Origin of the sequence: Kitasatospora sp. NPDC127111, from assembly GCF_042677465.1 — a bacterium.
In the GTDB taxonomy this organism is placed as follows: Bacteria; Actinomycetota; Actinomycetes; order Streptomycetales; family Streptomycetaceae; genus Kitasatospora.
The window spans coordinates 24,877-46,106 of record NZ_JBHXTG010000044.1 but is presented as its reverse complement, the minus strand read 5'-3'; the positions used below and the strand labels follow the sequence as shown (position 1 = coordinate 46,106).

The following is a 21,230-nucleotide window of genomic DNA, read 5'->3' as shown; positions in this document are numbered from 1 at the left end:
CGGCGTGTCCCAGCGCGAACTCGTCGTCCTCGGCACGGCCAGCCAGGTGCCGACCCGGCACCGCAACCACAACGGCTACCTGCTGCGCTGGGACGGCGAGGGCCTGCTGTTCGACCCCGGCGAGGGCACCCAGCGGCAGATGCTGCACGCCGGGGTCTCCGCCACCCAGATCACCCGGATCGCCGTCACGCACTTCCACGGCGACCACAGCCTGGGACTCGCCGGGGTGGTCCAGCGGATCAACCTGGACAAGGTGCCGCACCCGGTGGACGTCTACTTCCCGGCGTCCGGCGAGGTCTACTTCGAGCGGCTGCGGTACGCCACCGCGTACCACGAGACGGCCGTGCTGCGCCCGCGCCCGATCGACGAGCCCGGCCCGCTGCCCGCCCCCGGCGCCCGGTTCGCGCTGGACGCCGTCCGGCTCTCGCACCCGGTCGAGTCCTTCGGCTACCGGCTCACCGAACCGGACGGACGCCGGCTGGTCCCCGCGCGGCTCGCCGCCCTCGGCATCGCCGGCCCGGACGTCGGCCGGCTGCAGCACCAGGGCGTGATCGAGCGGGACGGCCGGCGGGTCACCCTGGACCAGGTCAGCGAGCCCCGGCCCGGCCAGCGCTTCGCCTTCGTGATGGACACCCGGCTCTGCGAGGGCGTCCACGAGCTCGCCGAGGGCGCCGACCTGCTGGTCATCGAGTCGACCTTCACCGACGCCGACGCCCGGCTCGCCGAGGACCACGGCCACCTCACCGCCGGCCAGGCCGCCAAGGTCGCCGCCGAGGCCGGGGCCCGCACCCTCGTCCTCACCCACTTCTCCCAGCGCTACCCGGACCTCGGCCAGCACCTGGCCGACGCGCGCAAGCACTTCGACGGCCCGATCGTGCTTGCCGAGGACCTCGCCCGGGTATCCGTTCCGCCCAGACGGCACCCGTGAGGCCGGTCGCCCGCCGGCGGAAAACCGCTCGCGCCGCCCCGCGATCTGCCGCAGCATCGTCGGGTGCGGCCCCGCCGCCCGCCGCGGCGATCACGCTCGCGGCGTACCCTGGTGCCCCGGAGAGACCGAGCGGCCCACGAGACACGGATGGGATGAGGCAGGCCCCAGCGCCGACCTATGAGTGACACATCGCAGACCCGCACGAACGGACAGTCGCGGCCCGATCCGGCCGACGACGGCCGTGTCAGCGCCCGGATCGTCATCCCCGAGAAGCACCCGATGGTCACCCTGCTCGGCGCCGCGGACTCGCTGCTCCGGGTGATCGAGCGGGGCTTCCCCGCCGCCGACATCCACGTCCGCGGCAACGAGGTGACCGCCACCGGAGAGCGTGCCGAGGTCGCCCTCGTCCAGCAGCTCTTCAACGAGATGATGCTGGTGCTGCGCACCGGCCAACCCTTGACGGAGGACTCCGTGGAGCGCTCCATCGCCATGCTCCGGAGCGCCGTGGACGACCCGGACAGCCCGGCGCCGTCCCAGGTGTTCACCGCGAACATCCTGTCCAACCGGGGCCGCACCATCCGCCCCAAGACCCTCAACCAGCAGCGCTACGTCGAGGCGATCGACAAGCACACGATCACCTTCGGCCTCGGGCCGGCGGGCACCGGCAAGACCTACCTGGCCATGGCCAAGGCCGTCCAGGCCCTCCAGGCCAAGGAGGTCAACCGGATCATCCTCACCCGCCCGGCCGTCGAGGCGGGGGAGCGGCTGGGCTTCCTGCCCGGCACCCTCTACGAGAAGATCGACCCGTACCTGCGCCCGCTCTACGACGCGCTGCACGACATGATGGACCCGGACTCCATCCCGCGCCTGATGGCGGCCGGCACCATCGAGGTCGCCCCGCTCGCCTACATGCGCGGCCGCACCCTCAACGACGCCTTCATCATCCTCGACGAGGCCCAGAACACCTCGCCCGAGCAGATCAAGATGTTCCTCACCCGCCTCGGGTTCAACTCCCGGGTGGTCGTCACCGGCGACACCAGCCAGATCGACCTCCCGGCCGGCACCCGCAGCGGCCTCAAGGTCGTCCAGGAGATCCTGGCCGACGTGCCCGACATCCACTTCTCCGTCCTCACCAGCACCGACGTGGTCCGCCACAAGCTGGTCGGCCGGATCGTGGACGCGTACGAGCGCTGGGACGCCCGGCAGGAGGCCGGGGAGAGCACCCCGCAGGCCGCCCGCAAGACCGCCCAGCGCCGGCCCGGCAAGACCACCGCGCCGCGCGCACCCCGACAGTCCCATCGCACCGAAAGCTGAGTAACCAGCCCGTCATGTCGATCGACATCGCCAACGAGTCCGGTTGGGACGCCGACGAGGAAGCCATCCTCGACGTCGCCCGCTACGCACTGGACAAGATGCGGATCCACCCGCAGTCCGAACTGTCCGTGATCCTGGTGGACAGTGCGGCGATGGAGGAGCTGCACATCCAGTGGATGGACCTCCCGGGCCCCACCGACGTGATGTCCTTCCCCATGGACGAGCTGCGCCCCGGCAAGGAGGGCGAGGAGCTGCCGCAGGGCCTGCTCGGCGACATCGTGCTCTGCCCCGAGGTCGCCGAGCAGCAGGGCAAGGCGGCGCCGTCCCAGCACTCGATGGACGAGGAGCTGCAGCTGCTCACCGTCCACGGGGTGCTGCACGTGCTCGGCTACGACCACGAGGAGCCGGACGAGGAGGAGGAGATGTTCGGCCTCCAGAAGGCGATCCTCGACGGCTGGCGGGCCGGCCGCGGCCTCGGCGGCATCTCCCCGGCCCCCACCACCCACTGAGCGCGGAGCCCGAACCCCTGTGAGTGGTGAGAGTACGAGCTTCATCCTCGGTGCCGTGCTGCTCGTCGTCCTCGGCTGGCTGGCCGCGTGCGCCGAGGCGGGCATCTCCCGGGTCTCCCGGTTCCGCGCGGAGGAGGCGGTCCGCGCCGGGCGGCGCGGTTCGGCCCGGCTGCTGACCGTGGCCTCCGACCCGATCCGCTACCTCAACCTGGCCACCCTGATCCGGGTGGCCAGCGAGATGGGGGCGGCCGTCCTGGTCACCGTCGTGTGCGTGCGGAACCTGGACACCACCTGGCAGGCCGTGCTGCTGGCGTTCGGCGTGATGGTGCTGGTCTCCTTCGTGGCGGTCGGCGTCTCGCCGCGCACGATCGGGCGCCAGCACCCGCTGACCACCTCGACCGCGGCCTCCTACGTGCTGCTGCCGCTGGCCGCGGTGCTCGGCCCGATCCCGCGGCTGCTGATCCTGCTCGGCAACGCGCTGACCCCCGGCAAGGGGTACAAGGAGGGCCCGTTCGCCTCCGAGGCGGAGCTGCGCGCCCTGGTCGACCTGGCCGAGAAGAACGACGTGATCGAGGACGAGGAGCGCCGGATGGTGCACTCGGTCTTCGAGCTGGGCGACACCATCGTCCGCGAGGTGATGGTGCCGCGCACCGATCTGGTGATGATCGAGCGGCACAAGACCGTCCGGCAGGCGCTCACCCTGGCGCTGCGCTCCGGTTTCTCGCGCATCCCGGTGGTCGGCGACAACGAGGACGACGTGGTCGGCATCGTCTACCTCAAGGACCTCGTGCGCCGCACCCACATCAACCGGGAGTCCGAGTCCGAGGAGGTCGGCACCGTGATGCGGCCGGCCGTCTTCGTCCCGGACTCCAAGGCGGCCGGCGACCTGCTGCGCGAGATGCAGCAGCGCCGCTCGCACGTGGCGATCGTGATCGACGAGTACGGCGGCACCGCCGGGCTGGTCACCATCGAGGACATCCTGGAGGAGATCGTCGGCGAGATCACCGACGAGTACGACCGGGAGATCGCGCCGGTCGAGGACCTCGGCGACGGCTCCTACCGGATCACCGCCCGCCTGCTGGTCGAGGACCTCGGCGAGCTGTTCGGCATCGAGCTGGAGGACGAGGACATCGAGACCGTCGGCGGCCTGCTCGCCAAGCACCTCGGCCGGGTGCCGATCCCGGGCTCGTCCTGCGAGATCCCGGTCCCCGAGGAGGCGGTCACCGACCTCACCGGGATCCGTCTGATCGCGGAGAGCTCCGCCGGCCGCCGCAACCGGGTCGGCTCCATGGTCGCCACCCCGGTCCGCCGCCCCTCCCTGGCCGACGAGGACGGCGGCGAGTAGCGTCCGGGCGGCCGCGGGGCGACGATGAGGGCATGACTCATCTACTGCGCGCGGAGTACGGGCCGCAGGGGACGGCGGGCGGGGCCACGGTCTGGCACGTGGTGCGGGACGGCGATCCCGCCACGGCCCTGTGCGGGCGCACCATGCCGGACGACGCCGAGACCCGGCCGGAGCAGGAGTGGGGGACCGGGCTCCGGTGCTGCCAGCAGTGCGGCTCGTTGTACATGCACGAGGTGCCACACATGCAGGGAGCCCACCCCTACAGCTAGGCGGAGGTCACCATGAAGCTGCAAGACGAACTGCCCGTCGACCACAGGCTCGTCACGGTCTGGCGGATCGGGGCGGGGCTCGGGGGAGTCTTCCTGATCGTGTTCGGCTGCCTCGGGCTTTCCGGCCACCCGGGCTTCCTGTCCACGAGCGGTGACGAGGTCGCCGGGCTATCCACCAACGGGGCGCTCAGCATCCTCTCCATCGTGATGGGCGGGGTGCTGGTGCTCGGCGCCGTGATCGGCGGGAACTTCGCCGCCAACGTGAACATGGCGGTGGGCGTGCTGTTCGTGCTCTCCGGCTTCTACGGGCTGACGGTGCTCGGGCGGCCGGACGCCAACATCCTGAACTTCCGGATGTCCAACGTGCTGTTCGCCTTCGTCTTCGGCCTGGTGATCACCACGTTCGGGATGTACGGGCGGGTCAGCAGCCATCTGCCCCACGACAACCCGTACTGGCGCAAGCGCGTCGAGGGCGAGGAGCCGCTGCCGTCCGGTCCCAAGACCTTCGTGAAGGTGATGCGGCCCGGACCGCCCAACCCGATCGGCCACTGAGCCCCGGCACCGGTGCGCCCGCGCGGCTCTGAGGCACTGAGCCGCCGGGCCGCCGGTCGGGGCCGCGGCCTATGCTCGGCGGCATGAGTGACATCGTCGAGCTCGACCCCGAAGACAAGAAGATCATCACCCTGGCCCGCTCCGCCCGCGCCCGCAACGGCGTCCCGGAGGGGGCCGCGGTGCGTGACGAGACCGGGCGCACCTACGTGGCCGGGACGGTCGCGTTGGAGTCGCTGCGGCTCAGCGCGCTGCAGACGGCGGTGGCGATGGCGGTGGCCAGCGGCGCGAAGTCGCTGGAGGCTGCGGCCGTGGTGAGCGAGGCCGGCGAGCCGGCCGAGGCGGACCTGGCGGCGGTGCGCGACCTCGGTGGGGCCGGGACGCCGGTGCTGCTGGCCGGGCCGGACGGGGTGCTGAAGGTGTCGGTCGAGGCCCGCTGAGGCTCGTTGAGGCCTGCTGAGGCCCGCTGAAGCCCGTTGAGGCCGCCCGGGGGGACGGGCGGCCCGGCGAAAACGCCGGTGCGGGCGGAAGCACCCATCCGCTCAGCCGATAATCTCACCGAGGAGCTTCGGTGAGGGGGCTGGGCACGAGGGGGCTGGGGACATGGGGGCGATGGCGTTCTTCGCCGGGCTGCTGCTGTTCGTGATGGGAATGGGCAAATGGCAGGAGACCGGCTCGCCCTGGTGGCTCTGGGGCTCGCTCGCCTTCCTGCTGCTGGTGGTGGTCACCGCGCTCACCTCACGGGACGGCGGCAAGGGCTGACACCCGGCGGCGGCGGGCCCGGACGGCACCGCTTCGTCCATCAGGGAGAATGGTGCGCATGAGTGCCCCTTCCTCCTCGTACCGCTCCGGCTTCGCGTGCTTCGTCGGCCGGCCCAACGCGGGCAAGTCGACCCTGACCAACGCCCTGGTGGGGACGAAGGTCGCGATCACCTCCGACCGCCCGCAGACCACCCGGCACACCGTCCGCGGCATCGTGCACCGCCCGGACGCCCAGCTCGTCCTGGTCGACACCCCCGGCCTGCACAAGCCCCGCACCCTGCTCGGCGAGCGCCTGAACGACCTGGTCCGCACCACCTGGGCCGAGGTCGACGTGATCGGCTTCTGCCTTCCCGCCGACCAGAAGCTCGGCCCCGGCGACAAGTTCATCGCCAAGGAACTCGCCGAGATCAAGAAGACCCCCAAGGTGGCCATCGTCACCAAGACCGACCTGGTCGACTCCAAGCGGCTGGCCGAGCAGCTGATCGCGATCCAGCAGCTCGGCGTCGAGCTGGGCATCGAGTGGGCCGAGATCATCCCGGTCTCCGCCGTCGGCGACAAGCAGGTGGACCTGGTCGCCGAGCTGATCACCAAGCTGCTCCCGGAGGGCATGCCGCTCTACCCGGACGGCGACCTCACCGACGAGCCCGAGCAGATCATGGTCGCCGAGCTGATCCGCGAGGCGGCGCTGGAGGGCGTCCGGGACGAGCTGCCGCACTCGCTGGCCGTGGTGGTCGAGGAGATGATCCCGCGCGAGGGCCGCCCGGCGGACCGCCCGCTGCTGGACATCCACGCCAACGTCTACATCGAGCGGCAGAGCCAGAAGGCGATCGTGATCGGCGCCAAGGGCTCCCGGCTCAAGCACGTCGGCACCACCGCCCGCAAGCACATCGAGGCGCTGCTCGGCACGCCGGTCTACCTGGACCTGCACGTCAAGGTGGCCAAGGACTGGCAGCGGGACCCGAAGCAGCTGCGCAAGCTGGGCTTCTGACCGGGCCCGCCCGGGCCCTCAGCTCCCCTCGCGCAGCACCAGGGAGACCAACTCCCGCTGCGAGTCGGTGAGTTTGGGGTCGGCGCAGTGCACGGTGCGGCCGTCCACCGTGATCTCGTAGTGGAAGCCGTCCGGCACCCCGTACGAGGGCGCGCGCAGCCCGCCCGCGACGGCCTCTCGGGCGAGTGCGTGCACGTGCGGGGCGTCCGTCCGCTCGGTGGTGTCGAGCTCCGCGCGGCGGACGATGCCCGCGAGGCCGCCGGTCCGGGTCACCTGGATACGCATGGTGTCCATGGTGCTACGCACGGATGGTTGTTTGCCGGGTTTTTTCCGGACCTTGACCTTCGGGGGCCTTAAGTCCGGCTCAACCCCGGCTCAACGGGTTCGGGCGGTTCGGGCGGTGGCGGTACGGGCCGTGCGGCGGTGCCGGTGGTGCGGCCCGGGCGCGGGGGGTTTCAGCCGGCGCTGACGCCCACCCGCGCCCAGGCCGCCGTCACGGTGTCGGCGACCGCCGGTTCCGGGTAGCGGGCCCTGGCGGCCGCGACGGTGGCCCGGGCGAAGGCGGTGAAGTCGGCCGTCGCGGGCAGCCGCCGGCCGGTCAGCGCGTCGTACCAGATCCGCCCGGCCCGCTCCCAGGCCGGGCCGCCGAGGGCGGTGGCCAGCAGGTAGAAGGCGTGGTTGGGGATGCCGGAGTTGATGTGCACGCCGCCGTTGTCCTGGGCGGTGCGCACGTAGTCCCGCAGGTGGGCCGGCTGCGGGTCCTTGCCGAGCCGGGGGTCGTCGTACGCGGTGCCGGGGGCCTTCATCGAGCGCAGCGCCACCCCCTGCACGCCGGGGGCGAGCAGTCCGGCGCCGATCAGCCAGTCCGCGTCGGCGGCGTCCTGGCGGAGCGCGTACTGCTTGACCAGGGAGCCGAAGACGTCGGAGACGGACTCGTTGAGCGCGCCCGACTGGCCGTGGTACTCCAGCCCGGCGGTGAACTGGGTGACGCCGTGGGTGAGTTCGTGGCCGATGACGTCGATGCAGGCGGTGAAGTCCCCGAACACCACGCCGTCGCCGTCCCCGAAGACCATGCGCCGGCCGTCCCAGAAGGCGTTGTCGTAGTGGAGCCCGTAGTGGACGGTGGCGTCCAGCCGCAGGTCCTGGTCGTCGATCGAGCGGCGCCCGTAGGCGTCGGCGAAGAGCGCGTAGGTGGCGCCGAGGCCGTCGTAGGCGTGGTTGACGGACTGGTCGGTGACGGGGTCCTGGCCCTCCCGGCGGACGGTGCGGCCGGGCAGCCGTTCGGCGTGGGCGGCGTCCGCGATCACCCGGTCCAGGGGGGTGGAGCCGGGCCGGTCGGCGACGGCGGTGAGGCGGGCCGTGCGGTGCACGGCGTCCAGGGCGAGGGAGCGGGCGGCGGGCTCGTGACCGTCCTCGGCGAGGCGGTCCAGGACGTACGGCGGGACGATCGCGCAGAGCGGCACGGCGGCAGTCATGTGGCCAAGGGTGAGGCCTCCGTGACCGCTTGTCACTGGCATGGACAGAACCGATTGCCGTCTCAAGGAGTGGAATGCGCGCCCGAGTCGCTTCGGGGGCGCGCGGCCCTGGGTTACGCTGGAGCACATCATGCGCAATGGGCTGCTTCTTCTTAGCTGCCGCGTCGAGGGCCTGTAGTCCACCAAGGGCCGGCTCCCTCGCCGCGGGGACTGTGCTGTGCGCGTAGGAAATCGGGCGACCCGATGAGGGGTCGCGAGCGGCAGCAGGCCGGCCAGTCGGGTGTCCATCCCACCCCGACACGCCCCGCATCCACAGGAAGCCGAGAGTCACCTCCATGACCGAGCAGAGCTCCGCCGCGTCCATCCCCGCCGCCCGCGCGTTCGTCGACCGCCCGACCCCGATCACCGCCGCGACCGTGCGCCAGCAGCCCGCGGGCATGCGCCACGGCCGCTACCTGCCGTTCGGCACCGTCGACCTGGCGGACCGCACCTGGCCGTCGAAGGTCATCACCAAGGCGCCGCGCTGGTTGTCCACCGACCTGCGGGACGGCAACCAGGCGCTGATCGACCCGATGTCCCCGGCCCGCAAGCGGAAGATGTTCGATCTGCTGGTGAAGATGGGCTACAAGGAGATCGAGGTCGGTTTCCCCTCCTCCGGCGCGACCGACCACGCCTTCGTGCGGTCGCTGATCGAGGAGGACGCGATCCCCGAGGACGTCACCATCTCGGTGCTGACGCAGGCCCGCGAGGAGCTGATCGAGAAGACCGTCGAGTCGCTGGTCGGTGCCCCGCGCGCGACCGTCCACCTGTACAACGCGACCGCGCCGCTGTTCCGCCGGGTGGTGTTCCGCAACGACAAGGCGGCCACCAAGGCGATCGCCACCGACGGCACCCGGCTGGTGATGGAGTACGCGGAGAAGCTGCTGGGCGACGACACCGTCTTCGGCTACCAGTACTCGCCGGAGATCTTCGTCGACACCGAGCTGGACTTCGCCCTGGAGGTCTGCGAGGCGGTGATGGACGTCTGGCAGCCGGGCGAGGGCCGCGAGATCATCCTGAACCTGCCGGCCACCATCGAGCGGGCCACCCCGAACGTCCAGGCCGACCAGTTCGAGTGGATGTCGCGCAACCTGTCGCGCCGCGAGTACGTCTGCCTGTCGGTGCACCCGCACAACGACCGCGGCACCGCCGTCGCCTCCGCCGAGCTGGCCTACCTGGCCGGCGCCGACCGCATCGAGGGCTGCCTGTTCGGGCAGGGCGAGCGGACCGGCAACGTCGACCTGGTCACCCTGGGCATGAACCTGTTCTCGCAGGGCGTCGACCCGCAGATCGACTTCTCCGACATCGACGAGGTGCGCCGCACCGCCGAGTACTGCAACCAGATGGAGGTGCACCCGCGCCACCCGTACGCCGGCGACCTGGTGTACACCTCCTTCTCCGGCTCGCACCAGGACGCCATCAAGAAGGGCTTCGACGCCCTGGAGGCGGACGCGAAGGCGGCCGGCGTACCGGTGGACGAGTTCACCTGGGGCGTGCCGTACCTGCCGATCGACCCGAAGGACGTCGGCCGCACCTACGAGGCGGTCATCCGGGTCAACAGCCAGTCCGGCAAGGGCGGTGTCGCGTACGTCCTGAAGAACGACCACAAGCTGGACCTGCCGCGCCGGATGCAGATCGAGTTCTCCCGGATCATCCAGGCCAAGACCGACGCCGAGGGCGGCGAGGTCACCCCGGCCGAGATCTGGCGGGTCTTCGAGGACGAGTACCTGCCGACCACCGGCAACCCGTGGGGCCGGATCGCGCTGAGCGGATCGCGCACCCTGACCACCGAGGACGGCCGGGACGCGCTGATCGCGGGGGCCGTGGTGGACGGCACGCCGGTGACCCTGACCGGTACCGGCAACGGCCCGGTCTCCGCCTTCGCCGACGCGCTGGCCCAGATCGGCGTGGACGTCCGGGTGCTGGACTACGCGGAGCACGCGCTGAGCGAGGGCGGCGACGCCCAGGCGGCCGCGTACGTCGAGTGCGCCGTGGACGGCAAGGTGCTGTGGGGCGTCGGCATCGACAACAACACCGTGCTGGCCTCGCTGAAGGCGATGACCAGTGCCGTCAACCGCGCGCAGCGCGGGTAGTTCGTACGAGTGGCAGTCGGCGGGCCGTCCTGGGGGGGCGGCCCGCCGGCGTTCCGGCAGGTGCGGGCCCGGCACTGTGTCCTGCGCCACATTTTTTCGGTCCGGAAGCCGTTCGAGGTACTGACACGTGCCGGTAACCGTGGCAACATCGACGCACCGGAAAGCCGGGCCGGTGGGACGGCCGCGGTGTCCGGTCGCGTGACCTGCCCATTGTTGTGCAGGCCGCCTGCCGTGTCTGGGGAGTGGCGCCGTGACAGGGTTGTGGGGTGTCCGCCCGCGGTGGCGGACTGACGTTCTCGGCGACTTCTTCTGCCCGGGCTGTGGCGGGGACCGCAACTACCGCCGGCAGCACGGCCGGCGGTGGCTGCGGCTGCTCGGCACGCCGGTGCTGCCGCTCGGCCCGCTCCTCGGCAGTGTGCAGTGCACCACCTGCCACGGCCGGTACGGGGTGGAGAGCCTGGAACAGCCGACCTGCGTCCGCCTCGGCGGAATGCTGCGCGACGCCCAGTACACCGTGGCGCTGGCCCTGCTGGCGGCCGGCGGCACCGCGCACCGGGCGGCCCGCGAGGCGGCCTGCACGGCCGTCCGGGAGGCCGGGTTCGAGGACTGCGGCGAGGCCCAGGTGCTGGCGGCGCTGGCCGCGCTCTCCGGTCTCGGCGGGGAGCTCCACGACGCCCACGACCTCGGTGCGCCGCCCGGCCGGGGGCTCGGGGAGGCCGGCGGCCTGGCCGTGGAGCTGCACGCGGTGCTCGAACCGCTCGCCCCGCACCTCGCCCACCAGGGCCGGGAGCGGCTGCTGCTGCAGGGCGCGGCGATCGCGCTGGCGGACGGGCGCTACCTGCCGCAGGAGCGCGAGGCGCTGGCCGCGGTGGGGCGCTGTCTGGACCTGCCGCAGGCCCGGGTGGGGGAGCTGCTGGAGGCGGCGACCCGCGCCCCGCGCTGACGCCGCACCCCACGTCGCTCCGACGCGCCGCAACCGTCGCCGCGCCGAGGCGCCGCACCCCTCGTCACCCCGCGCTCCACGAACCGTTCCAGACCCCCACACAACGGGCCCGCACCCCCCTCCCGGGCCCGCCGTGACCCGCACCGACCGGGCACACCCCCACGGGCCCCGGTGCGGGCCACACGGCTGCTCCCGGTCGCGCGCTGCGCGACAATGGTGGGATGTCCGTACTGTTCGACGCCGGCCGCGGGGCGGGCGCATGAGTCTGTTCCGGGACGACGGCGTGGTGCTCCGGGCCCAGAAGCTCGGTGAGGCCGACCGGATCATCACCCTGCTCACCCGCCAGCACGGCAAGGTGCGCGCGGTGGCGCGCGGGGTGCGCAAGACCAAGTCCAAGTTCGGGGCCCGGCTGGAGCCGTTCTCGCACGTGGACGTGCAGTTCTTCAGCCGGGGGAGCGAGCTGGTCGGCCGCGGGCTGCCGCTCTGCACCCAGGTGGAGACGATCGCCCCGTACGGCGGCTCGATCGTCACCGACTACGGCCGCTACACGGCCGGGACGGCGATGCTGGAGACGGCGGAACGGTTCGCCGAGAACGAGGGCGAGCCGGCCGTCCAGCAGTACCTGCTGCTGGTGGGCGGCCTGCGCACGCTGGCCGCCGGGCTGCACGAGTCGCACCTGGTACTGGACGCCTTCCTGCTCCGGTCGCTCGCGGTGAACGGGTACGGCGCGAGCTTCACCGACTGCGCCAAGTGCGGTCTGGAGGGCCCGAACCGGTTCTTCTCGCTCCAGGCGGGCGGTGTGCTCTGCGGAGACTGCCGAGTGCCCGGATGTGCCGTACCCTCCCCTGAGACACTGGTACTGCTCGGCGCGCTTCTGTCAGGGGACTGGCAGACGGCCGACACCTGCGAGCCGAGGTACTGGCGGGAGGGCAGCGGCCTGGTCGCGGCCTATCTGCAGTGGCACCTGGAGCGGGGCATCCGCTCGATGAGATACGTGGAGAAGTGAGCACATGGCAGCGCGACGGCTCTTCGGCGGCGGCAAGCAGCGGGCGTACGTCCCCCCGACCCCGCACCCCAGTGGCGCCCAGCCCCCGAAGATCCCCGGCGAGCTGGTCCCCGATCACGTCGCGATCGTGATGGACGGCAACGGCCGCTGGGCCAAGGAGCGCGGGCTGCCGCGCACCGAGGGCCACAAGGTCGGCGAGAGCGTGGTGCTCGACGTCCTGGCGGGCGCGATCGAGCTCGGCGTGAAGAACATCTCGCTGTACGCGTTCTCCACCGAGAACTGGAAGCGCTCGCCCGACGAGGTGAAGTTCCTGATGAACTTCAACCGGGACGTCATCCGCCGCCGCCGCGACGAGATGGACGCGATGGGCGTGCGGATCCGCTGGGCGGGCCGGATGCCGAAGCTGTGGAAGAGCGTCGTCCAGGAGCTCCAGGTCGCCGAGGAGCAGACCAAGGGGAACGACGCCGTGACGCTCTACATGTGCGTCAACTACGGCGGCCGGGCCGAGATCACGGACGCCGCGGCGGCCATCGCGGCCGACGTCGCGAGCGGGAAGCTGGACGCGAAGAAGGTCAACGAGAAGACCATCGCCAAGTACCTGTACCACCCGGACATGCCGGACGTGGACCTCTTCCTGCGCCCGAGCGGCGAGCAGCGGACGTCCAACTTCCTGCTCTGGCAGTCCGCGTACGCCGAGTTCGTGTTCCAGGACGTGCTCTGGCCGGACTTCGACCGCCGGGACCTCTGGCGGGCCTGCGAGCAGTACGCGATGCGCGACCGCCGGTTCGGCGGGGCGATCCCGAACGACGTGTCCGCGGCGGCGGGGCTGCCGGCGCAGCGCTGACCGGAGCGACGTGCGGAAGGGCCCGTGGGACGCGTCCCACGGGCCCTTCCGCACGGTTCGGGTGCGCCTTCCGGACGGGCGCGGCGGCTCAGGCCTTCTTGGCGCACTCCTGGCAGGTGCCGAAGATCTCCAGGGTGTGCGCGATGTCGCTGAACCCGTGCTCGGCGGCGACGGAGTTGGCCCAGCGTTCGACGGCCGGCCCCTCCACCTCGACGGTGGCGCCGCAGCTGCGGCAGACCAGGTGGTGGTGGTGCCCGCTGCTGCACCGGCGGTAGACCGCCTCGCCGTCGGCGGTGCGCAGCACGTCCACCTCGCCCGCGTCGGCGAGCGACTGCAGGGTGCGGTAGACCGTGGTCAGGCCAACCGAGTCACCGCGGTGCTTGAGCATGTCGTGGAGCTCCTGCGCGCTGCGGAAGTCCTCGATCTCGTCCAGGGCCGCCGAGACGGCGGCACGCTGCCGGGTCGAGCGGGCGCGCGGCGACGGGCCTGCGGTGGTCACCGTGGGTCCTCCTGGGGGTGTGGGCGTCTCGCACCTCATTGTGCCAGCCCCGCCCTCCGCTCCGGTGTGGTCGCGTCGGACGGGCCCGGGGAGGGCAGTTGGACGTCGCAGACCTGCGGTCCGGCGTCGGGCGCGGTGCGGTGCCGGCGTCGGGCCAGCGGGGCGGCGAGCGCGCCGAAGACCGCGAAGACGACGATGGCGAGCAGCACGATGGTCGGGCCGGGGGGCAGTTCGGCCTGGTAGGAGCCGGTGACGCCGGCCAGCGAGACGACGACGCCGAGGGCGATCGAGGCGGCCTGGGTGGCGGCGAAGGAGCGGGTGAGCTGCTGGGCGGCGACCACCGGGACCACCATCAGCGCGCTGACCAGCAGCAGGCCGACGACCCGCATGGCGACGGTGACGGTGACCGCGGCCATCACGGCGAGCAGCAGGTTGAGGGTGCGGACCGGCAGGCCGGTGACGCGGGCGAAGTCCTCGTCCTGGCAGATCGCGAAGAGCTGGCGGCGCAGGCCGACGGTGACGGCGATGACCACGGCGCCGAGGGCGGCGATGGTGACCAGGTCGGCCGGGTCCACGGTGAGGATGGAGCCCCAGAGGTAGCTCTCCAGGTTGGTGGCGCTGCCCTGGGGGGACTTGGAGACCAGGAGCTTGCCGCAGGCCATGCCGCCGTAGAAGAGCACGGCCAGCGCGATGTCGCCGCGCTGGTTGCCGCGCGAGCGGACGAGTTCCATGGTGACGGCGCCGAGCACGCAGACCAGGACGGCCATCCAGACCGGGCTGGTCTGGAAGACGAAGCCGAGGCCGACGCCGGTCATGGCGACGTGGCCCATGCCGTCGCCCATCAGGGCCTGCCGCCGCTGCACCAGGTAGATGCCGACGGCGGGCGCGGTGAAGCCGACCAGGACGGCGGCGATCAGGGCGCGCTGCATGAAGTCGTAACTGAGCATCTCGGTCATGCCAGCAGTCCCTGGGGGTGGTGGAGGTCCGCGTGCGGGTGGACGTGGTCGTGGCCGGGCAGGGCGTGCAGGCCGGTGTTGGGGACGGGCGGGCCGTCGTGGGCGACGCAGCCGTCGCGGAGCAGCACCACGCGGTCGATCAGCGGCTCCAGCGGGCCGAGTTCGTGCAGCACCAGCAGGACGGCGGTGCCGCGGGCGACCTCGGCGCGCAGGGTGTCGGCGAGCACCTGCTGGCTGGCGGCGTCCACGCCGGCCATCGGCTCGTCCATGATCAGCAGGTCGGGGGAGCCGACCAGCGCGCGGGCGATCAGCACCCGCTGCTGCTGGCCGCCGGAGAGGTCGGCGACGCCGTCCCCGGCCCGGTCGAGCATCCCGACGGCGGCCAGGGCGCGGTCCACCGCCTCGCGGTCCCTGCGGCGGAACGGCAGCAGGCGGTGCTGCGGCAGCCGTCCGGTGGAGACCACCTCGCGGACGGTGGCCGGGACGCCGGAGGCGGCGGTGGTGCGCTGCGGCACGTAGCCGATCCGGTGCCAGGCGCGGAACCGGGCGAACGGCGTGCCGAACAGCTCCAGACCGCCCCGCTCCAGCGGGACGGCGCCGATCACGGCCTTGACGGTGGTGGACTTGCCGGAGCCGTTGGCGCCGAGCAGGGCGACGACCTCGCCGGGGTTCACGGTGAGGTCGACGCCGCGCAGCACCGGCCGGCCGCCGCGGGAGGCGACGGCGTTGCCGAGACGGACGGCCGGGGGTGTCGGGTGGGTCATGGGGTGCTGTCGTCCCGTCAGCTGGTGGTCGCGGGGGTGGTCGCCGGGCCGGCCGCGGGGGCGCCGGGTGCGGCGGTGGTCGCGCCGAGCGCGGCCTGCAGGTTGGCGAGGTTGCGCCGCATCACGGTCAGGTAGTCGTCCTTGGCGGCGCCGTCGGAGGTGTCGGTCCTGACGCCCTCCAGCGGGTCCAGGACGGCGGTCTTGAGGCCGAGGTCCTTGGCGACGGTCTCGGCGAGCTTGGGGCTCACCAGGGTCTCGAAGAAGACGGTGGTGGCGCCGTTGTCCCTGGCGGCCTTCTGGACCTCGGCGAGGCGGGCCGGGGTGGGCTCGGACTCGGGGTCGACGCCGTTGATGGCGACCTGGGTGAGGCCGTAGTGCTCGGCGAGGTAGCCGAAGGCGGCGTGGCTGGTGACGAAGGTCCGGGACTTGGCGTCCTTCAGGCCGGCCTTGAAGTCCTCGTCCAGGGCGGTCAGTTCGCCGACCAGCTCGTCGGTGTTCCGCTGGTAGTCGGCGGCGTGCGCCGGGTCGGCCTCGGCGAACTCGGCGCCGACGCTCCTGGCGACCGCCGCGTACCGGGTGGGGTCGAGCCAGAGGTGCGGGTCGCCGGCGGGCCCGGCGTGGTCGTGCCCGTCGCCCTCGGCGTGGCCCTCGTCGAGGTGGTGGTCGACCAGCGGACTGGCCGCGGTGGCGTCGATCACGTGCTTGGCGCCGGAGACGGCCTTGTCGACGGTGGGCTGGAGGCCCTTGAGGTAGACGACGGCGTCGGCCTTCTTGACCTTCGCGACCTGCTTGGCGGTGAGCTCCAGGTCGTGCGGTTCGACGCCGGCCGCGGTGAGGTCGGTGACCTTCACGTGCTCGCCGCCGATCTGCGCGGCCAGGAACTCCATCGGGTAGAAGGAGGCGACGACGTCCAGCTTGCCGTCCGCGCCCCGCGCCTCGCTCCCGCAGGCGGTGAGCAGGAGGGCGCCGGAGAGGGCGGTGGCGGCCAGGGCTATGGCGCTGCGGACAGGTCGTCGGATCATCATGACAACCATTCTCAGGTTAGATGGAAATGATTGTCAAATCACTCGGACGGGTGAACGGGGGGTGGCGACCAGTGGGTGCGGACCGGACTTCTCGACGAGTGGGAGGGGGCGGGCGATACCGATTTGAACCACGTACCCATGGGGCCGGTAACCTGAGGTATTCGGGTACGCGCAACCAGCCGTGCCCTGACCGTGCCGTCGTACTGAAGAGAGCACTGTGGCCGCCGACAAGATCGACACGATCGTCAGCCTGAGCAAGCGCCGTGGCTTCGTCTACCCCTGCAGCGAGATCTACGGCGGCACGCGTGCCGCCTGGGACTACGGACCGCTGGGCGTCGAGCTGAAGGAGAACATCAAGCGCCAGTGGTGGCGCGCGATGGTCCAGGCCCGTGAGGACGTCGTCGGACTCGACTCGTCGGTGATCCTGGCCCGCGAGGTCTGGGAGGCCTCCGGCCACGTCGCCACCTTCAACGACCCGCTGACCGAGTGCCTCTCCTGCCACAAGCGCCACCGGGCCGACCACCTGGAGGAGAAGTTCGAGGCCAAGCACGGCTTCCCGCCGCCGAACGGCCTCAAGGACATCAACTGCCCGGACTGCGGCACCAAGGGCTCCTTCACCGAGCCCAAGGACTTCTCCGGCATGCTGAAGACCCACCTCGGCGTCACCGAGGAGGCGAGCGGCCTGGCGTACCTGCGCCCGGAGACCGCCCAGGGCATCTTCACCAACTTCAAGGCCGTCCAGACCACCTCGCGCAAGAAGCCGCCGTTCGGCATCGCCCAGACCGGCAAGAGCTTCCGCAACGAGATCACCCCCGGCAACTTCATCTTCCGCACCCGCGAGTTCGAGCAGATGGAGATGGAGTTCTTCGTCAAGCCGGGCGAGGACGAGCAGTGGCACGAGTACTGGCTCCAGCAGCGCTGGGACTGGTACGTCGACCTCGGCCTGCGCACCGAGAACATGCGCTTCTTCGAGCACCCGAAGGAGAAGCTCTCCCACTACGCCAAGCGCACGGTGGACATCGAGTACCGCTTCAACTTCGGCGGCAGCGAGTTCTCCGAGCTGGAGGGCATCGCCAACCGCACCGACTACGACCTCACGGTGCACAGCGAGGCCTCCGGCCAGGACCTCAAGTACTTCGACCAGGAGTCCGGCGAGCGGTACTTCCCGTACGTCATCGAGCCGGCGGCGGGCCTCAACCGCGCCATGCTGGCCTTCCTGATCGACGCGTACTTCGAGGACGAGGCGCCGAACGCCAAGGGCGTCATGGAGAAGCGCGTCGGCATGCGGCTCGACCCGCGCCTGGCCCCGGTCAAGGTCGCGGTGCTGCCGCTGTCGCGCAACGCCGACCTCTCGCCGAAGGCCCGCGGCCTCGCCGCCGACCTGCGCACCGCGTGGAACGTCGAGTTCGACGACGCCGGCGCGATCGGCAAGCGCTACCGCCGCCAGGACGAGATCGGCACGCCGTTCTGCGTCACCGTCGACTTCGACACCCTGGAGGACAACGCGGTGACCGTCCGCGACCGCGACACCATGTCGCAGGAGCGGGTCTCGCTGGACCAGGTGAAGTCCTACCTGGCGGCGCGGCTGATCGGCTGCTGACGACCGTCTCGCCGGGGAGCCCCCGTTCCGCCTCCGGGCGGGCGGGGGCTCCCCGCGTTCGTGGGCCGGGTGCCGGTCCCTAGGGTTCCTGGCGCCGGCCCCAGCGGGAGCGGGCCGGGGCGGCCGGGGTGGTGGGCAGGCCGGCCGTGCGGAGGGCGGCGAGGGTGGTGCGGTGCCGGCCCTCGTCCTCGGCCAGGGCCGCGAGCAGCGCGCCGTACAACTCCGGGAGGCCGGTCAGCGCGGCGGCCAGCCGGACCACTTCGGCCGCCGGGCGCAGCACCACCAGCTCGCGCAGCAGGACGGCGGGCAGCGGTGCGGGCAGCGTCGTGGCCAGCGCGGCGAGGTCGGCGGTGGCCCGGCCGGCGGCCTGGCGCAGCAGCGTCCGGGCGTCGCCGGAGCGGCCGGCCCGCTCCAACGCGGCGGCGAGGGCGGCCAGTTCGGCGGTGGGGGCGGACCCCCACTCCCAGAGCAGGGTCGCGCTGTCCGCGTGCTGACCGGCGCGCTCCAGCGCCGCCAGCAGCGCCGGCAGCGTGTCGGGCGGGTAGCTCCAGAGGGCGTGGAACAGCTCGGTGGCCTCCTCGCCCAGGCCGGCCGCGCGGAGGGCGGCGAGCGTGCCGGCGACCTGTCCGGGGGCGCCCCGGGCCGCACCGCGGGCCAGTCGGAGGGAGGCGCCGGGCGGGCCGCCGCGGACCAGCAGGCCGGCCAGGTGGGCGGTGTCGGGCGGGAGGAGCAGGGTGGCCGCCTGGCCCAGCAGGGCGGCGGTCTCCGGGTGGGCGCCCTGGCGGTGCAGGCCGGCGATCCGCTCGGCGAGGGCGGTGAGCTCGGCGGGGGAGCGGCGGCGCGGGGCCTTCGGGGCCGGGGGAGGCGGCGGGGGCGGGACCGCCTCGGTCGGGGTGGGGCCGGGTGGGGCCGGCGACTTCGGCTGGGGCCGGGACTGGGGGCGCGACCTGCCGAACCGGGCGCCGGTGACCGGGGGCGGCGGGGGAGCGGGGTGCTGCTCCTGCTCGGCCACGGGGGCGGGGGCCTCCTCGTACGCGCCCCCGAAGCGGGCGCCGGTGGGTCGGCGGGTGCCGGGTTCGCGGGGCGCCGGCTGGCGCAGACGGTCCTCCAACGCCGTGAGCTGCTCGCTCAGTTCGAGGCAGCGCGCGCCGAGCCCTTCGCGCAGCGTCCGCGCCTGCGCCAGCTGGCGCAGCAGCTCCCCGTCCGGCCGCTGCCGCTCCGGCGCGGCCCGCAGGGCCTCGGCCAGCCGTCGTTCACGTTGATTGGCGTACTGCCGGGCTCGTAGTAACTCGTCCAGCTCCTCGCGCAGTTCGAGCGCGTCCTGTTCGCTCTCACCGATGTGCCGACCTGTGGGTTGTTCTGTGTTCCGTATCCGCATGATCGCCGCACCCTGTCCATCTCGACCCTGACTGCGGGTCATCCTGGCGTCGGTATACGGCGGCCGCGTTACGGCTGTGCGTCCAACGGTTTGCGAGTGGAGTCCAGGAGCCGCCGTACCGGATCGCGGGGGCGGGGGCGGGGGCGGGAAGGAGCGCGAGCCCGGCGCGCAGACCGTCCGCGGGCGCCGTCCGGCCCTAGGGCCCGGGCCGCTCGCCCCCCGGGACCTCGCGCCGCGACAGCAGGGGCGAGGGCGAACGCGGCTCCCCTCCCGACGCGACCGCCCCCGTGCCGTCCGGTACGGGGGCGGTCACGCTCACCGTGCCAGTCGGGTACGGGCCTCCATCAGGGCGAACCCGAGCAGGTTCTCCCCGCGCCAGGCGTCCGGCCGCTGCGCGCGCTCGTCGTCCGCCGCCAGCCCGATGCCCCAGACCCGGTCCACCGGACTGGCCTCGACCAGGACGCGCTTCCCGGTGCCGAGGAGGTACTCGCGCAGGGCCTCGTCCTGCCCGAACTTGGCGACGTTGCCCTGGACGACGAGCTCGAACCGCCCGGCGGCCCAGGTGGGTTCGTCGAATCGCCTGACCTGCCGGCCCAGCTTCTTCGCCTCGGCCGGGGTGCGGGCCGCCAGGATCCGCGGCACGATCTCGTCGTCCCCGAACATCCGGGCCTTCCCGGCCATCATCCAGTGCTCGGCGGTGGCGTACCCGACCCCGTCGACGGTGAACGCGGACGGCCACCACTGGCTCAGCGACCCCGGCCCGATCGACCCGTCCTTCTGCGGCCGGTGTCCCCAGAACATCAGCCACTTCGGCTGGGCGCCGGCCGCGACCGCCGCGGTCAGCTCGGCCCGGTTGCGGGTGTCGAGCGGGTCCCCCGTGTACTTCTCACTCATATCGTCATACTGACACAAAGGGGTGGGTGGCGGCCAATGCGTTGATCCCGGCGGCGAAAACGCGAGGGTGCCCCGGCCGGGACGGCCGGGGCACCCTCGATGTGCGCGATCAGTCCTCGGCGGACCGGCGGCGACGGGAGGCGACGACCAGCGCCGCACCCGCGGCGACGGCCGCGGCGGCGCCGCCGGCCTCCCAGCCGAGCTCGTCACCGGCACCGGTGGCGGCGAGCTGGGACGAGGTCGGGCGGGTGGTCGTGGTGACGGCGGCCGGCGCGGGCGCGGGCACCACGGCCGGGGCCGGGTGGGTACCGGTGGTCGCGGCGTTGGAGGCCTGGGTGGCGGTCTGGCCGTTGCCCTGGTTCTGCTGCTGCACCGGCTGGGTCGGCTTGGCCGCGTTGGCCTCGTCCTCGGCCCGGGCCTTGGCCAGGCCCTCGGCGAGGAACTTCATGATGTCCTTGTAGCTGCCGTCGAGCGCGGCCTGGGCGGCCTTCCGCACGGCGGGTCCACCGGTCTCCATGACCTGGGAGACCCTCACCCGGGCGTCGCTGTCCCGCAGGCTCCGGTACTCGCTGTCCAGGAAGCGGTGGAGGTCGGCGGGCGTGCCGTCGAGCGCCTTCTGCGCGGCCGCGCGGACCCGGGGGCCGGTCTGCTGGTCGGCCAGGATCCGCTGCACCTCGGCGCGGTCCTCGTCCTCGGCGCGGGCGATGTACTGGCCCTTGTCGAGGAAGTAGAGGATGTCCGCGTAGGTGCCGTTGAAGGCGGCGTTGCCGGCCTTCTTCACGGCGGGGCCGCCGGCTTCGATGATCTGGGCGGCCTTGACCCGGTTGTCGTCCTGGCGGTTCTTCTCCAGGTCGACTTCGAGGAAGTGCCGCAGGTCGGCGGCGGTGCCCTTGAGGGCCTTCTCGGCCGCCTCGCGGACGCCGCGCCCGGACGCCGGGTCGGCCAGGATCCGCCGCACCTCGGCGCGGTCCTCGTCCTCGGCGCGGGCGATGTACTGGCCCTTGTCGAGGAAGTAGAGGATGTCCGCGTAGGTGCCGTTGAAGGCGGCGT

The 21,230-nt window shown here is 72.5% G+C and carries 23 protein-coding genes; 14 read left to right on the top strand and 9 right to left on the bottom strand.

All coding sequences use genetic code 11. From position 1 onward, the window contains the following. The first annotated feature begins 4 nt into the window (after positions 1-4). The 9 genes from ACFVHB_RS24700 to era all read left to right on the top strand — a co-directional run bounded on the left by ACFVHB_RS24700 (position 5) and on the right by era (position 6,664). Positions 5-928, top strand: a complete 924-nt coding sequence (locus ACFVHB_RS24700) for a ribonuclease Z (RefSeq protein ID WP_380326237.1) — start codon at positions 5-7, stop codon at positions 926-928. A gap of 177 nt (positions 929-1,105) precedes the next feature. Next, positions 1,106-2,242 carry a PhoH family protein gene (locus tag ACFVHB_RS24695; protein ID WP_380326234.1) on the top strand — a complete coding sequence of 379 codons (1,137 nt, stop codon included), beginning with the start codon at positions 1,106-1,108 and terminating at the stop codon, positions 2,240-2,242. A 14-nt stretch (positions 2,243-2,256) separates the two neighbouring features. Beyond that, the gene (gene ybeY, locus ACFVHB_RS24690) at positions 2,257-2,751 is read left to right on the top strand and encodes an rRNA maturation RNase YbeY (protein ID WP_380326231.1); all 495 of its coding nucleotides are present in this window, start codon (positions 2,257-2,259) and stop codon (positions 2,749-2,751) included. Between the two features lie 19 nt (positions 2,752-2,770). Then, on the top strand, positions 2,771-4,096 hold the full coding sequence (locus tag ACFVHB_RS24685) for a hemolysin family protein (protein WP_380326228.1): 1,326 nt from the start codon (positions 2,771-2,773) through the stop codon (positions 4,094-4,096). Positions 4,097-4,128: 32 nt separating this feature from the next. After that, the gene (locus ACFVHB_RS24680) at positions 4,129-4,365 is read left to right on the top strand and encodes a hypothetical protein (RefSeq protein ID WP_380326225.1); all 237 of its coding nucleotides are present in this window, start codon (positions 4,129-4,131) and stop codon (positions 4,363-4,365) included. Positions 4,366-4,377: 12 nt separating this feature from the next. Continuing rightward, positions 4,378-4,917 carry a DUF4383 domain-containing protein gene (locus ACFVHB_RS24675; protein WP_380326222.1) on the top strand — a complete coding sequence of 180 codons (540 nt, stop codon included), beginning with the start codon at positions 4,378-4,380 and terminating at the stop codon, positions 4,915-4,917. Between the two features lie 83 nt (positions 4,918-5,000). Next, positions 5,001-5,354 (top strand): cytidine deaminase, encoded by a 354-nt coding sequence (locus ACFVHB_RS24670; RefSeq protein WP_380326219.1) that lies wholly within the window; start codon positions 5,001-5,003, stop codon positions 5,352-5,354. A 163-nt stretch (positions 5,355-5,517) separates the two neighbouring features. Next, positions 5,518-5,676 (top strand): hypothetical protein, encoded by a 159-nt coding sequence (locus tag ACFVHB_RS24665; protein ID WP_380326216.1) that lies wholly within the window; start codon positions 5,518-5,520, stop codon positions 5,674-5,676. A gap of 58 nt (positions 5,677-5,734) precedes the next feature. Next, positions 5,735-6,664: a GTPase Era gene (era, locus tag ACFVHB_RS24660; RefSeq protein ID WP_380326213.1), complete on the top strand. Its 930-nt coding sequence runs from the start codon at positions 5,735-5,737 to the stop codon at positions 6,662-6,664. 18 nt (positions 6,665-6,682) lie between these two features. On the opposite strand, the gene ACFVHB_RS24655 is transcribed toward era, so the two are convergent. Beyond that, the gene (locus ACFVHB_RS24655) at positions 6,683-6,949 is read right to left on the bottom strand and encodes a protealysin inhibitor emfourin (RefSeq protein ID WP_380326210.1); all 267 of its coding nucleotides are present in this window, start codon (positions 6,947-6,949) and stop codon (positions 6,683-6,685) included. A 170-nt stretch (positions 6,950-7,119) separates the two neighbouring features. After that, entirely contained in the window at positions 7,120-8,139 is a 1,020-nt protein-coding gene (locus ACFVHB_RS24650) for a M4 family metallopeptidase (RefSeq protein WP_380326207.1), read from the bottom strand. A 335-nt stretch (positions 8,140-8,474) separates the two neighbouring features. On the opposite strand from ACFVHB_RS24650, the gene leuA reads away from it, so the two are divergent. From leuA to ACFVHB_RS24630, 4 genes are all read left to right on the top strand, one after another. Beyond that, the gene (gene leuA / locus ACFVHB_RS24645; protein ID WP_380326204.1) at positions 8,475-10,271 is read left to right on the top strand and encodes a 2-isopropylmalate synthase; all 1,797 of its coding nucleotides are present in this window, start codon (positions 8,475-8,477) and stop codon (positions 10,269-10,271) included. Between the two features lie 250 nt (positions 10,272-10,521). Then, positions 10,522-11,214: a TerB family tellurite resistance protein gene (locus ACFVHB_RS24640; RefSeq protein ID WP_380326201.1), complete on the top strand. Its 693-nt coding sequence runs from the start codon at positions 10,522-10,524 to the stop codon at positions 11,212-11,214. 259 nt (positions 11,215-11,473) lie between these two features. Further along, entirely contained in the window at positions 11,474-12,220 is a 747-nt protein-coding gene (recO, locus tag ACFVHB_RS24635; RefSeq protein ID WP_380326198.1) for a DNA repair protein RecO, read from the top strand. A 4-nt stretch (positions 12,221-12,224) separates the two neighbouring features. Beyond that, the gene (locus ACFVHB_RS24630; RefSeq protein WP_380326195.1) at positions 12,225-13,064 is read left to right on the top strand and encodes an isoprenyl transferase; all 840 of its coding nucleotides are present in this window, start codon (positions 12,225-12,227) and stop codon (positions 13,062-13,064) included. 88 nt (positions 13,065-13,152) lie between these two features. Here ACFVHB_RS24630 and ACFVHB_RS24625 read toward each other — a convergent pair whose 3' ends face one another. From ACFVHB_RS24625 to ACFVHB_RS24610, 4 genes are read right to left on the bottom strand one after another with little or no spacing between them, the layout of a single operon-like run. Further along, entirely contained in the window at positions 13,153-13,563 is a 411-nt protein-coding gene (locus ACFVHB_RS24625) for a Fur family transcriptional regulator (protein WP_360196096.1), read from the bottom strand. Between the two features lie 35 nt (positions 13,564-13,598). After that, entirely contained in the window at positions 13,599-14,519 is a 921-nt protein-coding gene (locus ACFVHB_RS24620) for a metal ABC transporter permease (protein WP_380326192.1), read from the bottom strand. Beyond that, on the bottom strand, positions 14,516-15,283 hold the full coding sequence (locus ACFVHB_RS24615) for a metal ABC transporter ATP-binding protein (RefSeq protein ID WP_380326189.1): 768 nt from the start codon (positions 15,281-15,283) through the stop codon (positions 14,516-14,518). Before ACFVHB_RS24615 ends, ACFVHB_RS24620 begins: the two co-directional genes overlap by 4 nt. Before the next feature lie 17 nt (positions 15,284-15,300). Further along, complete coding sequence (locus tag ACFVHB_RS24610; RefSeq protein WP_380326187.1) at positions 15,301-16,308, bottom strand: metal ABC transporter substrate-binding protein; 1,008 nt, start codon at positions 16,306-16,308, stop codon at positions 15,301-15,303. A 217-nt stretch (positions 16,309-16,525) separates the two neighbouring features. On the opposite strand from ACFVHB_RS24610, the gene ACFVHB_RS24605 reads away from it, so the two are divergent. Beyond that, positions 16,526-17,908, top strand: coding sequence for a glycine--tRNA ligase (locus tag ACFVHB_RS24605; protein ID WP_380326184.1), 1,383 nt, complete (start codon positions 16,526-16,528; stop codon positions 17,906-17,908). A gap of 79 nt (positions 17,909-17,987) precedes the next feature. Here ACFVHB_RS24605 and ACFVHB_RS24600 read toward each other — a convergent pair whose 3' ends face one another. The 3 genes from ACFVHB_RS24600 to ACFVHB_RS24590 form a co-directional block, all read right to left on the bottom strand. Then, complete coding sequence (locus ACFVHB_RS24600) at positions 17,988-19,286, bottom strand: hypothetical protein (protein WP_380326181.1); 1,299 nt, start codon at positions 19,284-19,286, stop codon at positions 17,988-17,990. Between the two features lie 315 nt (positions 19,287-19,601). Continuing rightward, a complete protein-coding gene (locus ACFVHB_RS24595; RefSeq protein ID WP_380326178.1) occupies positions 19,602-20,180 on the bottom strand; it encodes an NADAR family protein in 579 nt (192 codons plus the stop codon). Between the two features lie 109 nt (positions 20,181-20,289). After that, on the bottom strand, positions 20,290-21,230 hold a 941-nt coding region (locus ACFVHB_RS24590), incomplete at its 5' end, for an ALF repeat-containing protein (RefSeq protein WP_380326175.1).